This window comes from Gammaproteobacteria bacterium (genome assembly GCA_013003425.1).
Lineage (GTDB): Bacteria > Pseudomonadota > Gammaproteobacteria > Steroidobacterales > JABDKV01 > JABDJB01.
Genome location: JABDJB010000074.1, coordinates 1 through 14,152, shown reverse-complemented (window position 1 = coordinate 14,152; position 14,152 = coordinate 1). Strand labels below are relative to the sequence as shown.

Here is a 14,152-nt window from a genome sequence, read left to right as displayed (position 1 = left end):
GCCACGGTGGCCGAGACGGTCGATGTAACGGCGAGCAACACCACGACGCTGGAATTCGAAACGGTGACGCTCACGGAAACAGGCGTCAACAGCGGTATTTTTCAGGGCACGCTGGCGACGCAGTTCGGTAGCGGCGGGGCGAACGACAACGGTGTGCTCGACGTGCAGGCCGGCGAGGTTGCCCGCGGCAGCTATGACGATGCACTGACCAGCACTGGCGGATCGGCCACAGTAACCGACGATGCAATGGTGCGTGCAGGGGCCACGGGCTCGATCACCCTGAGCCCGTCGAGCCTGGTTCCCGGCGGGACTTTCACGGTTACGGTTACTGATGCTGACCTGGATGGTGACCCGGCGCTCGTCGAAACAGTGGATGTAAACGTTCTTAATGTCAGCAAGGCCCCGGCCGACAGCGAGATGGTAACGCTGACCGAAACCGGTCCGAACACCGGCATCTTCAGCGGCACCATACCGGTACAGTTCGGTACAGGAGCTGGTTTCGATCCCACCGTACGCGACGAATTTACCACCGCTGTCTATTCGAACAACGACGGCAGCGCCCTGTGGCTCGGTGACTGGATCGAGAACGATACCGGCGGGCCCGGTGGCGGCAGCGTACGGATTACCGGCCAACAGCTGGAGATCTGGTCCGGCATTGAGGGAAGGCGGATTTATCGCCAGGCGGATCTTTCCGGCGCCTCCGTGGCGATCCTGACCCTCGATGTGGTCAATACCCTGACCAGCTCAGCGAAGGTGCGGCTGCAGGTGCGCCAGGACGGCGGCAGCTGGACGGGGCTGAAAACCTATCGCCCCGGCAACAGTGGCGTGTATTCAGATCGTTTCGACATCTCGGCCTTTATCAGCGCAGATACCCGTATCCGCTTCCGCGTTGCCGACGATGAGGGCGGCTCGACGGTCGCATTCGACAACGTGCAGATCGAGTATGGTAGTGGTGCGCCCACCAGCGGTAACGGCTTTGTCGATGCGCAGGCCGGCGACCTCATCCAGGCGCGCTACGATGATGCGCTGGATGCCGCCGGCGACAGCGTGACGGTCACAGATACCGCGACCGTCAGTGGTGGCAGCGACGGGACGATAGATCTGAGCCCTGCCAGCATCCTGCCGGCAGACCCGGTCTCGATTACGGTTGCCGATGCCGATCTCGATACGGATCCCGGCGCGGTGGAAACGGTCGACGTGACGCTGGTCAACACGACGTCGCTGGAATCGGAAACTGTCACGCTGACCGAGACCGGCGCTAACACGGGAATCTTCGCCAGTACCCTGGCGACGGCGGCCGGCGCGGGCGGTGTCGATGATGACGGCACGATGGAGGTGCAGAGCGGCGAGATAATCCAAGGCACCTACTTCGATGTTCTTACCGCCACCGGTGACACCGTAGCGCGGTCCGACGTTTCCATCGTCGGCACATTTTCAGCCGACCTGCGGCTGCAGATGATCATCGAGCCGCCGGATGACGACACGGTGGACAACGCCGGCGACACCGTCAATTTGCGGCTGACGCTCGATAATGACGGACCCGGATCTGCCTCCAATGTTTCCGTGGCTGTTTTTGGCGCGTTTGGCACCACCATGCTGGGTGCTGCGGGCGATGGCCTGTTCTCGCCGGCCGGCAGCAACGGCACGTGGACGCTGCCACCGCTGCCCAACGGCGGCAGCGCGACAACCGTTGTCACCGTCCGCATCGATGGTGTCGGGGGCGACGGCGCCTACCCGATTTTCGCCGGGGTGTCAGCCTCCGACCAGCCCGATCCGGACTCGATGCCAGGTTCCGGCGGCTCTGCCGAGGATGACGCCGAAAACCAGACCATCCTGCTGGTCAGCGATTTTTCCGGCGCCTATATCTGGCGTGGTACCACCAACACCAACTGGAACACCAACAGCAACTGGGACGGCGGCCTCTCACCGCCGGCGGCAGGCGCACGGGTAATTATTCCGACCAACGGCGCAAACCAGTATCCGGTTCTGTTGCCGGCGGCCGGCACGCTTGATCTATCGACACTGGCAATCGCCGCTGGCGCCGATCTCGATCTCAACGGCAACCTGTTATCGATCACCGGCGACCTCTTTGCCCTGGGCCCGGTCGTTGGCAGTGTGCTGTCGACTGGTGGCCCGGCGCGCAGAATCGAGGGGACCATGACATCACTGACTGTCGATGCAGATGTCTTTACAGCTGGCGAGCTGAACATTGCCGGCAATATGGACGTTGTTTCCGATCACTTCTACGCCAATGGACAGATCGTTAATGTAGGCGGCAATTTTGTTATCAGCGGCGGTCATTTGTTGATGGATGCCGGTGGTGATTTGACCATTGGCGGGACCGTGAGCATCGATCAGGGCCACTCACACACCTTGTTACGCGGCATTGTGCGTATACAGGACGATATTTCAGTAGCCGGGGGCGCTGGTGAGTTCAAGGCATTTCCGCCGCACACGACCATCTTTACCGGTTCAGCATTGGATGTGGACTTCCTGAATGCCGGCGGCAGCAGCAGTAACGGATCGCATTTCGGTAACGTCGTGATTACCGGCAACACCACGGTCGACTTCAAGCAGTCACCGCACTTCACCGGTCAGCTCACAGTCGATGCGGGGTCAGTGTTCAAGGGCTCCGGCGGTAATGCGGCGTTCTTCGAGAGCGCGTTCCCGATTTTCAACGGTACTATCGAGCCGTCGGCCATAGACCGCTTCCGGCTGTCAGGGCCAATCACCATGGACCGGGATGTAAGCATATATCCCGGTATGAGACTGTTTGTCGAAGAGCAACTTAGCGTCGGGCCGCACAGCCTGACGACACCGGACCGCATGGTGATCGAAGACAGCGGATCGCTGGTGATGACCGATGCCGCAGGACTGGTTACCGTCAATGGCAACTTCTCTACTGACAGTGGCGACAACCATCTCGGCTGGCTGACCGCCGGTACCATCGTTATCGACGGCAACTTCACCCAGACCGGTAACGGCAGATCCTATGCAGCCTCGCCGGGTCACGTGACACAGTTCGACGGCGGCACACATCGGGTGTTTTTCGACAACGCGAACTCGTCCTTTGGCGACCTTCTGCTTAGCAGCGATCCCACGATACGCATTGACAGTGATGCACAGATCAGCGGTCAGATGATCGACAGCTCGTCCGGCAGCCTGCTGATACACGACAACGGTGCCGCATTCACGCTGGCTACCGGCGGTGTCGATGTCGATGGCGCAGTTTTCGATGGCGTGCCGCTGCTGCTTGGCGACGGCACAGTGACCCGCTTCGATAACGTGGCGTTCACCGCTATGAATCCGGCTGCGGACCAGCTGACCATTGACCGCACGGCAGGCATCGTCGGCTTTAACAATATCGACTTCGATACCTGGCCAACCACGGGCACGTTTGTTGCCGGTGACGATATCGGCGGTGCCGCGGGCGATGCAGGGGTCATCATCGACAACGCCAGCGGCACTGCGCGACCACTGCACGGCACGCCGTGGTCAACTTCTGCCGGCGGCTTCGTCATCAACTGGGGTAACCCGACCGACGACAGCGACGGCGACGGCCTCGACGACGCCGGCGAGTTCGCCAACGGCGCCAACCCGCTGGATACCGATACCGATGACGATGGCCTCGGCGACAATGCCGAAGTTACTGCGGTTACACCGACGCTGCCGAACAATGCGGATACTGACAGCGACGGCGCCGGTGACCTGCAGGAGTCAATCGCCGGCAGCGATCCGCTCAGCGTCGACCCGGTGGTTTACATCGATCCCAACGCTACGCTTGCGGCCGACGGCTCGACATGGGCCAGCGCCTGGCGCGACCTGGCTCAGGCAGACCTGGCCGGCGACCTGATCTCGACAGGCGCGATTAAATTTATCCTGATGGCGGAAGTCACGTCGGCGAGTGCGGCAGAATGGCAGGTCGCGCTCGACGGCAACGCCAACAACTGCGACAGCCTGGTGTTCATGGGCTCGCTGGGTGACGGCATCCGGATACCGCAGGACAATGCGGGCGTACCGACCACGCATCTGGCGCTGGCGGGCGCGGCCAGTGGCTCGGTGCTGGATTTCGAGAAGTGTGCCGGCGTGCAGCTGCATGACCTGCGTATCACCAACGGCAGTGGAACTGACGGCGGTGCGGTACGGCTCGGCGGCAGCGCGGCAACCCTTCGCGGGCTGTACCTGGATGACAACGTCGCGTTCAGTCGCGGTGGGGCGCTGTCGCTGCTGACAACTGCCAACGGCACTTCCAGTGCGGACCTCGATGATGTCGTGATCACCAACAACACGGTCACTGCTGCGGCGGGTCCCTACACCGGTGGCGGTGGTATTTACACCGATATTTTCAGCAGCATTACAGCGACTCGCCTGCGGGTCAGCGGCAATGCTGCGATCATCGGCACACCGGCAGTCGATAACGGTGGCGCCGGCCTGCTGCTCAATGGCAGCACTATAGATATTCGCGAATCGCTCATCGCCGACAATTTCACGAACAGTCGCGGCGCCGGTCTTTTTGTTGCGGACCAGGGCGGTGTCTCTGGTGTGATCCGCGACAGCATTGTGTCCGGGAACCGCACCGGCGCGATCGGCGGCGGCGTCTACTTCGAGCAGGTCAATAGCGCTTTCGAGCTGGTCAATAACATTATCAGCGGCAACAGCGCGGACAACGGTGGCGGAATCGCCACGCAGGATTCCGACGGCGGTGGGGTGTTCAACAACACCATCGTCTACAACCAGTCCCGTAACGCGGCCGCCACGGGTGCTGCGGTGTATGCCATCGACACAGGCGCATCCCTGCCCGGTCCGGCTGTAGCCAACAACATAATGCGCGGCAATGTCGACAGTGTCGGGGCAGCGGCAGAAGTCGAGGCTGCGCTGATCCAGTCCGAGTTCAACATCACCGAGCTTGGCACTTACGGCGCCGGCGACCTGGCGGCCGATCCGCTGTTTGTGTCCGGCTATTATCTCAACCAGGCCAGCTCACCTGCCGTCGATCACGACACCAGCCGCGACGCGACCGCGCGCGGACTGGAAACGCGCACCACCGATGTCGCCGGGGCACCGGATAACAATGCAGAGCTCGATGCCGGCTATCACTATGCCGGCGCCGCGCCAGGCGCAGTGGGTTCGGTCATGATTGTTGAGCCGTCCGCTAACCTCACGGGCAGTGCCGGCACCCCGCAGCCGGTGATTATCGAACCGCAGGATGCGGCCGGGACACCGCTTGGGGCCGGACTTGAAATGATCGTCGACAATACGTCGATCGACCCGGTAACGCTGGTGCCGGCGACCGATGCCGAGCCGCTCGGCGCGGGTAACGGCTTTGTGATGACTGATCTGGGCGACGGTCGCTACCTGATCATGGTCGATACCAGCCTGGTGGCGCTGGGCACATTCACCGCCGACATCATCGTCAACCGTGCTGCCCCGCAGGGTATCGTCATCGCCGTCAACTAGCCGCGGCGTAATCTGCCCTATCTGCACAAAAAGCCGGCTGTAAACGGCGGCCCCGACATACTTATATAAGTAACGAACCCACAGGCAGGCGGGCCGACGCGTGTTTGCAAACGTATTGAGCCGGGCGCAGCTCGGGCTGCAGGCACCGCTGGTGCACGTCGAAGCCCACATCGGCGGTGGATTGCCGCGCTTTGCCATCGTCGGTCTGGCCGAAACCACCGTCAAGGAAAGCCGCGACCGCGTGCGCGCGGCAATCCGCAACGCCGGATTCGAGTTTCCGCGCGGTCGCATCATCGTGAACCTGGCGCCGGCCGATGTGCCCAAGGAAGGCGGGCGTTTCGATTTACCGATAGCACTGGGCATCCTGGCAGCAAGTCGCCAGCTGCGCGTGGATGACGCGGTCTGGCAGCAGCATGAGTTTTATGGCGAGCTCGGTCTCGATGGATCCGTGCGCTGCTTTCGCGGTGCGCTCCCGGTGGCGCTCGCCGCCCGCGGCGACGGCCGCACCCTGGTGGTGCCACGCGACAACTGCGCGGAGGTTGCCGTTGTCAGCGACAGCCGCGTAGTGGCGGTCGACCAGTTACCCGCGATCGTGGCGCACCTTGCCGGCAGCGTCAGGCTGCCGCTGCAGCCGGCCGGCGCAAAGCGTAGCCGACAACATCAACCTGCTGACCTTGCCGACGTACGCGGGCAGCATCATGCGCGCCGGGCGCTGGAAATCGCGGCGGCGGGTGGTCACAGCCTGCTGTTGACCGGCCCGCCGGGGACCGGCAAGAGCATGCTGGCGATGCGCCTGCCGGGAATACTGCCGCAGATGAGCGAAGACGAGGCGCTGGAGACTGCTGCAATACATTCCCTGTCATCACGCGGTTTTGATGCCGGCGAGTGGCGCACGCGGCCGTTCCGCGCGCCACACCATACCGCCTCGGCGGTGGCGCTGGTTGGCGGCGGATCCATTCCGCGCCCAGGTGAAATCTCACTCGCGCACAACGGCGTGCTGTTCCTCGACGAACTGCCGGAGTTCCAGCGCCATGTGCTGGAGGTTTTGCGCCAGCCGATAGAGACTGGTTGCATTACCATTTCACGCGCGGCGCGCCAGGCGCAGTTTCCGTGCCGCTTTCAGCTGGTGGCGGCGATGAACCCGTGTCCCTGCGGAAATCTCGGTGACCCGGAGCAGATGTGCAACTGTGGTCGCGCGCGTGTGCAGCGCTATCGCGAACGCGTATCGGGTCCTTTGCTTGACCGCATTGATCTGCGCCTCGATGTGGTGCGGGTGGATCGCCGGCTGCTGCGCCCCGGGGCCGAGGCGGGTGAAAGCAGCAGCGAGGTTTGCGACAGGGTAATTGCAGCGCGCGAGCGCCAGCGCAAACGCGGGCCATGCAACGCCGCGCTGCTGCCGGGAGATATCGACAAGTATTGCCGCCCCGACCCTGGCGCTCTGCGCCTTCTGGAGCAGGCAATGCGCCGTTACTCGCTGTCGGCGCGCGCCCATGCCCGCATCCTGCGGGTTGCGCGCACCATCGCCGACCTGGCCGGCAGCGCTGACATCAGTTCGGACATCATTGCCGAAGCCGTTTCCTACCGGCTCAGCGGCGCAAATGAAAAGCCGCGGGCTGTACCGCACGCCAGCCGGGCAGATAAAAGTCCTACGCGTTAAAAAAGTTTCACCCTGACATCGCACTGCAGATCGATCTTCGTCCGTCGTAACTGCTATCCTGCGCGGCGTAAAACTCAGGGGAACGGGCATGACCTCTTTCACACCGGTTGCCGCGACCATCGGCGGCATTCTTATCGGCGTCGCGGCGGTACTGCTGATGTGGCTGAACGGCCGCATCGCCGGGATCAGCGGCATACTTTACGGCGTGTTCACGCGGGACGCGGCAGAACGAAACTGGCGCCTGCTGTTTGTTGCCGGACTGGTCGTCGGCGGTATCCTTGTGCAGCAATTCAGGGGGGTCCCGCTGATCACCCGAGTCGACTACCCGCTGTTGTTGTTACTGGCGGCCGGCTTTCTGGTCGGCGTCGGTACGCGGCTGGGCAGTGGCTGCACCAGCGGTCATGGCGTCTGCGGTATCAGCCGGCTATCGAATCGTTCGATAATCGCGACACTGACATTCATTGCATTCGGTATGGCAACGGCCACCATGGTTCGCCTGAGCGGGGTGTTGTCATGACGCGCAATTTTGCCGCCCCGCTGTCGGGACTCGTTGCCGGCATCATCTTCGGGGCAGGGCTGGGAATATCCGAGATGGCCAACCCGGAAAAAGTACTGGCTTTCCTCGATGTGCTGGGAAACTGGGACCCGAGCCTGCTGTTTACGATGGGCGGTGCGGTCGGGGTCACTTTCCTCGGCTATCGGCTGGTCTTGCATCGCGGGCCGGTATTCGAACAGCAGCCCCACTTGCCGACAAAGACCGATATCGACCGTCAACTGCTGGCTGGCGCTGCGGTATTCGGCATCGGCTGGGGCCTGGCAGGTTACTGCCCGGGTCCTGCGGTCACCGGGCTGGGCAGCGGGGTGCTCGAGCCGGTGCTGTTCGTTGCCGCCATGCTGGTTGGCAGCCAGGTCGAACGGTTGTGGCTGCGCCGGACGCCGACGCCGGAAACCTCCTGACGGACGCTGCTCGGGTCAGGCAGGCTGCCGCCAGATGCGCCAGCCGTTAACAGCAACCGCAATAACGGCCGCCAGCTGCAGCGGGGCCCAGGCGCGCTGCCATCCGGCGGCTTCGTTGCCGGATGACATCGCCTTGCTGACATCGCAGACCACCTGGGCATCGATCGTCGTACCGGCCAGGTAAGGCAGGATCACCCACAGCGCAAACGGCAGTAACACAAGCAGCGGCACGGCGATGAAACGTACCGCAGCGGCGCCTTTCAGCGCGTGGCCATACGGCAGGGTCAACGCCGCGCCGATTGTCAGCAGGCCGGTTGCGAAACTCATTGTCCACGGCGCCACATCGCCCCCCGGGCATTCGGCAATTTTTACGACCAGCAGGGCGATGAAATTGAGGTAGATGATGATCCAGCTGACAAAGGCAACACCCAGGCGCAGCACAATTTCGGCAAAGCTCATTTCAAAACACCAGGTTCGCACTTTTCATCTGGATCATGCGACATGATACCGGCCGAATCAGCGACGGCCGGCTTGCTGCAGGCAAAGGTGACGGCTTTGTGTGGCGATCGGCGCGAGCGCGAATTGGATTGCGCGGGATTCAGCTTTCGCGGCTGAAGCCGCTCCTGCGGCTACTACTGAACTGCGCCGACCATGTGGTCAACGGCCGCCTTGACTTCGTCATCGCTCAAATCGAGACGGCCGCCTTTTGGCGGCATGACGCCGGCCTCACCCTGGTAGCCGTTGATCGAGTTGCTGTACAGCGTGTCGATACCCCTGGCAATACGTGGCGTCCAGGCATCGGCATCACCGAATTTTGGTGCGCCGGCCACGCCGAGCATATGGCAGGCCATGCAGGCTGAGTTATAGATTTTTTCGCCATCGGCTCCCGAGTCAGCTGCAGCGACGGCCGCTGCAGGCTGCGGATCGGGTGGCGCAGCTGCGGGCGCCGGTTCGGTAGCCGCTGGTGCCGCCGGCACGGCGCGTACCGGTGCCGGCATGACTGCAGCGCCCGGGTCAGGCTGGCCGGCGACCGCTTCGACCGCGGCAGGCGCGAGACGCTGGGCTACCGCATCGGCTTTGAGGGGGTTCTCATCGATGTAACGCCCCTGGGTGCGATCGTGAATCGAGTTGGCAAGGATGTAGACCAAAATCGTGAAGGCGACCAGCGCGCCCAGCACAATCATGAAGGTGTCGTAAAACTGCTTGTCGTGTTCTGCGCTCACACGTAACTCCCGCCGGGCCGCAATCGCGACGCAGTATACTGGCTGCGGCGCCTGGCGAACAACGATGGGTGAACCTCACCAATCCCGGGCGTTCAGGCTTTCATGCCGGCTGTGTTGGTGTCGGGCAATCCGGCTGGTCTGCAGGTGCCCGTTCAGGCGACAGGTGGCAGGGTGGACGGTCCGGGTCATGGCGCGAATCCGCTGCCGCAGCGCATCAAACCGGCATCCGAATTGCGGCAGCGCCGGTCAGCTTCTATGCTCAGTCTAAAGGAAGGAGGCACGCATCCACCTGTTCCGCTTCATATTTCGGGGGCCCTGTATCGGCCTGGTATGGCCGCAGTGCGGTCCGGGGCACCCCTGTGCCTGCTAGCTCTCTTTCGGCATCGGTCGGCAACGAGATAAGCCGCGACTCGCTGGTGAAGATCCTCGAGATCATGCACCGGCTTGCGGCACCCGAAGCAATGCCAGAGTTGCTGCGCGAGATTATCGCGGTCGGCAAGGTCGCAATTGTGGCCGAGGCCGGGGTGCTGTGGCTGCTGGAGCGCCAGTCGGGCGAACTGGTGCGTGTCGTGCCACCGGCGAAGGAGCCGCGGCGGCTAAAAGCCGGTGAAGGATGGGCCGGTGCCTGTGCGGCCAGCCGGGAAATCTCCAACCTGCACGATTGCCGCGATGACGAATTGTTCGCCAGCTACCCGGAGCAGGTTGCGGGGTTTGAAACACGCTCACTGCTCAATGTCCCGATCCTGGGTCAGGATGGTGTGGTGCTGGGCGTAATGCAGTGGCTGGGAAAAGAAGTCGGGCAGTTTGACGAGCATGACGAGTGGATCGGTCCGGCGCTCGCAGCTGAAGCCGCTGTCGCCATCCAGCATTCGTACATGACCGACCAGTTACTGGCGAACGCCATTCTCGAGCAGGAAGTTGCTGTTGCGCGCGAGATCCAGATGAGCACGCTGCCTGACGAAATGCCAGAGGTGTCGGGCTATGACCTGACCGGTTGTTTTCTTCCTACCGATCACACCGGTGGTGACCTGTACGATCTCGTCGTGCTCGATGACAAATTGTTCATGTTGCTGGGCGATGCTACGGGACACGGCTTCGGCCCGGCATTGTCGGCAACACAGATGCAGGCGATGTTACGGGTGGCCTTTCGCCTGGGTGCAAATCTCGACCAGGCCTACGTGCAGGTTAACAACCAGCTCAACGAGGACCTGCCCGATGACCGGTTCATCACTGCGTTCATGGGGTTTCTTGATCCGCAGACGCACGAAGTCGAGTATCACTCCGGTGGCCAGGGCCCGATCCTTCATTACCACGCGGCGGAGGGGCGTTGCGACCTGCACAAGGCGACCAGCTTTCCGGTCGGCATCATGGAGCTGGATGGCACCGATAGCGCGCGAAAACTGCATCTTGGCCCCGGCGACATCCTGGCGCTGATATCAGACGGCGTTTATGAATATGCCACGTCCGCAGGCGATGAGTTTGGTGAGGATCGCGTCACCGGAATAATCGAGCGGTTTCACGATTTGCCGATGGCCGAGCTGGCCGGGCGGCTGGTGGAGGCGGCAAGCGAATTCGGCAGCGGTGCAGCGCAGGCCGACGACATTACCATGGTGCTGGTACGGCGCCTGCCAGATCAGGAGTAAGCAATGCAGCGAAAATTTTCGCGTAGTCTGGACGAGATAAAAAGCATCGTCAGTTTTTGCGATGCCTTCTTCCAGGATCATCCGGTGGACAGTTCTGTGCGCTATATAGTCGACCTTTGTATCGAAGAGCTGTTCGTCAACATGGTCACGTATGACACAGAGACCGATGCAGAAATTTCTCTGCAAATCGAGCCACATGGCAAGGGCGTACAGGTCAGCCTTACCGACTATGATGTCGACCGCTTTGACCCGCGCGAACACGGGCCGGCTGATGTCAACGCTCCGCTCGAGCAGCGGACGCCGGGAGGGCTGGGTCTGTTCCTGGTGCTGAAAATGGTCGATGCGATCAACTACGAGTATCGTGACCGCACCAGCAGCATCACATTCATCGCTGGCGGGGAGTAGACATGTTCCAGATCGACAGCGGGGATGATGGGACAGTGATTGTCAGCGGCCGGCTGGATGCTGCACAGGCACCGCGGGCGCAGGAATTCCTCGACAATCTGCAGGGTGCCTGTGTCCTGGATATGGGCCAGCTGGAATACATCTCCAGCGCCGGTCTGGGGGTATTGCTGCGAACGCACAAACGGCTGATGGGTGCCGGCGAGGGGCTGCGGCTGGTCAATGTCAGCAAGCATATCAACGACATATTCATGTATTCCGGCTTTGACAAGCTGTTCAGCATCGAGGTCGCGGGGGGCGAGCCGGGCACGCCGTGAACAAAATCGCGTCAATCAACCAACTTTCTGCCGCGCGGGGTGTAATTCCCGATAAGGAGCGTGAACACGAATTGGTGGAGGCCTGCAGGAAAGGTGATCGGCAAGCGATGGACACATTGGTCAGGCAGTATGAAAGACCCGTCTTCAACGCAGCATATCGCATGCTGGGTAATGTCGACGATGCTGCCGATGTTACACAAACCACGTTCATCAAGGCGTTTGAGCATATTGACAGCTTCAAGCCGCGTTACCGGTTTTTCAGCTGGATATACAGGATCGCGGTCAATGAGTCGATCAATCAGATCAAGCGGCGCAAGCCGCACGAGGCCCTTACCGATGCCCAGGCGTCGCCGTCACCAAAACCGGACGAGCTGGCAGCAACAAGCCAGGTAAGCGAGGAAGTGCAAATGGCATTGCTGGCGCTACAGGAATCACACCGCTCCGTGTTGGTGCTCAAGTACTTTACCGGCTGCAGCTATCGTGAAATTGGCGAGATACTCGAAATACCTGAAAAAACGGTCAAGTCCCGCCTGTTCAGTGCACGACAGCAACTGAAGGATCAGCTGGAGCAGCGTGGGGTTCTTTCGACATGATTGATGAGCGCACCAGAGAGCTGATCAATGGTGCCCTCGATGGCGAGTTGACTGATGCGGAATTAAAGGAAATGGATCAAAATCTGGCAATGTCCGCAGAGGCGCGGCGCTATCTTGCCGGCATGTCCGACCTGGATTCTTTTTTAAAGAATCTTCCGGCGGAAGCGCTGCCAGATGAGGTACATGGAAATATCCTCCGCAATGTCACTTTACCGGCAGCATCGGCGCCGGCTCCTCACACCAGCCGCGCCGGTATGCCGGTACTTTTGCGTTACGGTTTCGCCACCGCCGCCGGGCTGCTGTTGGCGGTAGGTATCTACCGATATATGCCGCAGGCAGCGGCTCCGGGTGACCTGGAGCAAATGATCGGGACAATGGCGCCGGGTAACGCCGTGGCGATAGACACGTTTTCTTTCGAGTCGGCCGATGTTGGCGGCAGTGCCAGCCTGCACCTGCGTGATGACACGCTGGTGCTGAGCATCACGATCGACTCAGTAAATCCGATTGATATAGATATCGATTTTGCCGGGACGTCGTTGGAGTTCGAAGCACTGGCAAAGACAGACAACGATCTGGAGTCTTTTGAATACGCCACTCGGGCGATTAGTGCGCGCAGCCGGGGGCGACAGAATTTTGCCGTGGTGTTACAGCGTAATGCCGCGACAACCGACAAGGACGGGGCCATCAGGCTCGATTTCACGAGTAATGGCATATTGATACACCAGGGTACGCTCGTCCCTCGTTGGTGAGTTGAGCGTAGAAATCACGACAGGAGTAGAGCGATGAGTGAGCAAGTAAAATCCAAAACGCCCATGCTGATAGCGGCGTTCGCGATTGTGATCGCGGTCTTGGCCTATTTTGGCCTGAAAATGCCTATCGGTGAAGACCAGTCAGCAGGGACGATAGCGCCAGCCGAACGCTATCGCGGTGAGCAGATTTCGGCAGATGACGTACAGCTGGGGGACGAGTCTGTAGCGCAACTCATGCAGACTGACCTTTATCACCGCATGACGACCGATGCGGAGTTTGCAAGCGCGCTGCAGAATGATGCTTTCCAGGCGGTCCTGGCAAACGATTCGCTGCGTAATGCACTGGCCAACGATTCGTTCCGCAATGCGCTTTCTAACGATGCTTTGCGCAACGCGCTGGCTAATGATTCGTTCCGCCAGGCGCTTGCCAACGACAGCCTGCGCAATGCGCTTGCCAATGACTCTGTGCGTAACGCGCTTGCCAGCGATGCGATGCGCAACGCGATGGCGAATGAAAGTCTCGGCAGCATGATGAAAAACGATGCGCTGGCAAACGTGATGGCGAACGACGCCATGCGTAATGCGCTGGCGAACGACAGTTTTCGCAATGCGCTTGCCAATGACAGCCTGCGCAATGCGTTGGCGAACGACTCCTTGCAACAGGCTATGGCGAATGACGCGCTACGTAATGCAATGGCCAATGATTCGCTGCGCAGTTCACTGGCTGCAGTACTCGCCAATGATGCATTCCGTAATGCCCTGCGCGGCGATGCCATACGCAATGCCGATGTACAAGGTGCACTGCTGAGTGACGCACTGGCAAACGATGCGCGTTTTTCAGCGGCGATGAAAAACAGCGACGCGCTGAGCAGCGCCTTCCGCAACGACGCGATGGCCCAGTTCCTGCGTAACGATGCGTTGCGATCAGCATTGGCCAATGACAGCTTCCGCAACGCAATGGCCAGCAATGCGTTGGCGAATGCACTGGCTAACGATTCGTTCCGCAATGCGCTGGCAAACGATGCAATGCGCAACGCGCTGGCCAATGATGCATTTCGCAACGCATTGGCTAACGATGCATTTCGCAATGCCATGGCGAACGACGCTTTTCGTAATGCCATGGCAAACGACGCATTCCGGAATGCGCTTGGTAA

General features: G+C 61.0%; 12 protein-coding genes. 10 read left to right on the top strand and 2 right to left on the bottom strand.

Annotation, left to right across the window (positions count from 1 at the left end; translation table 11 throughout):
* From HKN06_10575 to HKN06_10560, 4 genes are all read left to right on the top strand, one after another.
* Nucleotides 1-5,457, top strand: a 5,457-nt coding sequence (locus tag HKN06_10575; GenBank protein ID NNF61755.1) for a hypothetical protein, incomplete at its 5' end; no start/stop codon positions are given.
* A gap of 100 nt (nt 5,458-5,557) precedes the next feature.
* Complete coding sequence (locus HKN06_10570) at nt 5,558-7,114, top strand: YifB family Mg chelatase-like AAA ATPase (protein ID NNF61754.1); 1,557 nt, start codon at nt 5,558-5,560, stop codon at nt 7,112-7,114.
* An 88-nt stretch (nt 7,115-7,202) separates the two neighbouring features.
* On the top strand, nt 7,203-7,631 hold the full coding sequence (locus HKN06_10565) for a YeeE/YedE family protein (protein NNF61753.1): 429 nt from the start codon (nt 7,203-7,205) through the stop codon (nt 7,629-7,631).
* The gene (locus tag HKN06_10560) at nt 7,628-8,071 is read left to right on the top strand and encodes a YeeE/YedE family protein (protein ID NNF61752.1); all 444 of its coding nucleotides are present in this window, start codon (nt 7,628-7,630) and stop codon (nt 8,069-8,071) included. Before HKN06_10565 ends, HKN06_10560 begins: the two co-directional genes overlap by 4 nt.
* Nucleotides 8,072-8,086: 15 nt before the next feature.
* On the opposite strand, the gene HKN06_10555 is transcribed toward HKN06_10560, so the two are convergent.
* The gene (locus tag HKN06_10555) at nt 8,087-8,530 is read right to left on the bottom strand and encodes a hypothetical protein (GenBank protein NNF61751.1); all 444 of its coding nucleotides are present in this window, start codon (nt 8,528-8,530) and stop codon (nt 8,087-8,089) included.
* Between the two features lie 173 nt (nt 8,531-8,703).
* Nucleotides 8,704-9,255: a cytochrome c5 family protein gene (locus HKN06_10550; protein ID NNF61750.1), complete on the bottom strand. Its 552-nt coding sequence runs from the start codon at nt 9,253-9,255 to the stop codon at nt 8,704-8,706.
* Between the two features lie 398 nt (nt 9,256-9,653).
* On the opposite strand from HKN06_10550, the gene HKN06_10545 reads away from it, so the two are divergent.
* The 6 genes from HKN06_10545 to HKN06_10520 form a co-directional block, all read left to right on the top strand.
* Complete coding sequence (locus HKN06_10545) at nt 9,654-10,937, top strand: SpoIIE family protein phosphatase (protein ID NNF61749.1); 1,284 nt, start codon at nt 9,654-9,656, stop codon at nt 10,935-10,937.
* 3 nt (nt 10,938-10,940) lie between these two features.
* Complete coding sequence (locus HKN06_10540; protein ID NNF61748.1) at nt 10,941-11,342, top strand: ATP-binding protein; 402 nt, start codon at nt 10,941-10,943, stop codon at nt 11,340-11,342.
* Nucleotides 11,343-11,344: 2 nt separating this feature from the next.
* Nucleotides 11,345-11,656 (top strand): STAS domain-containing protein, encoded by a 312-nt coding sequence (locus tag HKN06_10535; protein NNF61747.1) that lies wholly within the window; start codon nt 11,345-11,347, stop codon nt 11,654-11,656.
* 107 nt (nt 11,657-11,763) lie between these two features.
* Nucleotides 11,764-12,249, top strand: coding sequence for a sigma-70 family RNA polymerase sigma factor (locus HKN06_10530; GenBank protein ID NNF61746.1), 486 nt, complete (start codon nt 11,764-11,766; stop codon nt 12,247-12,249).
* Entirely contained in the window at nt 12,246-12,998 is a 753-nt protein-coding gene (locus HKN06_10525; protein ID NNF61745.1) for a hypothetical protein, read from the top strand. Before HKN06_10530 ends, HKN06_10525 begins: the two co-directional genes overlap by 4 nt.
* Before the next feature lie 33 nt (nt 12,999-13,031).
* A partial coding sequence (locus HKN06_10520; protein NNF61744.1) for a hypothetical protein occupies nt 13,032-14,152 on the top strand: 1,121 nt, incomplete at its 3' end.

Coding starts and splice junctions, on each gene's coding strand:
- HKN06_10550 (NNF61750.1), bottom strand. CDS start 9,255: ATGATTGTGCTGGGCGCGCTGGTCGCCTTCACGATTTTGGTCTACATC.
- HKN06_10540 (NNF61748.1), top strand. CDS start 10,941: ATGCAGCGAAAATTTTCGCGTAGTCTGGACGAGATAAAAAGCATCGTC.
- HKN06_10565 (NNF61753.1), top strand. CDS start 7,203: ATGACCTCTTTCACACCGGTTGCCGCGACCATCGGCGGCATTCTTATC.
- HKN06_10555 (NNF61751.1), bottom strand. CDS start 8,530: ATGAGCTTTGCCGAAATTGTGCTGCGCCTGGGTGTTGCCTTTGTCAGC.
- HKN06_10535 (NNF61747.1), top strand. CDS start 11,345: ATGTTCCAGATCGACAGCGGGGATGATGGGACAGTGATTGTCAGCGGC.
- HKN06_10560 (NNF61752.1), top strand. CDS start 7,628: ATGACGCGCAATTTTGCCGCCCCGCTGTCGGGACTCGTTGCCGGCATC.
- HKN06_10530 (NNF61746.1), top strand. CDS start 11,764: ATGGACACATTGGTCAGGCAGTATGAAAGACCCGTCTTCAACGCAGCA.
- HKN06_10525 (NNF61745.1), top strand. CDS start 12,246: ATGATTGATGAGCGCACCAGAGAGCTGATCAATGGTGCCCTCGATGGC.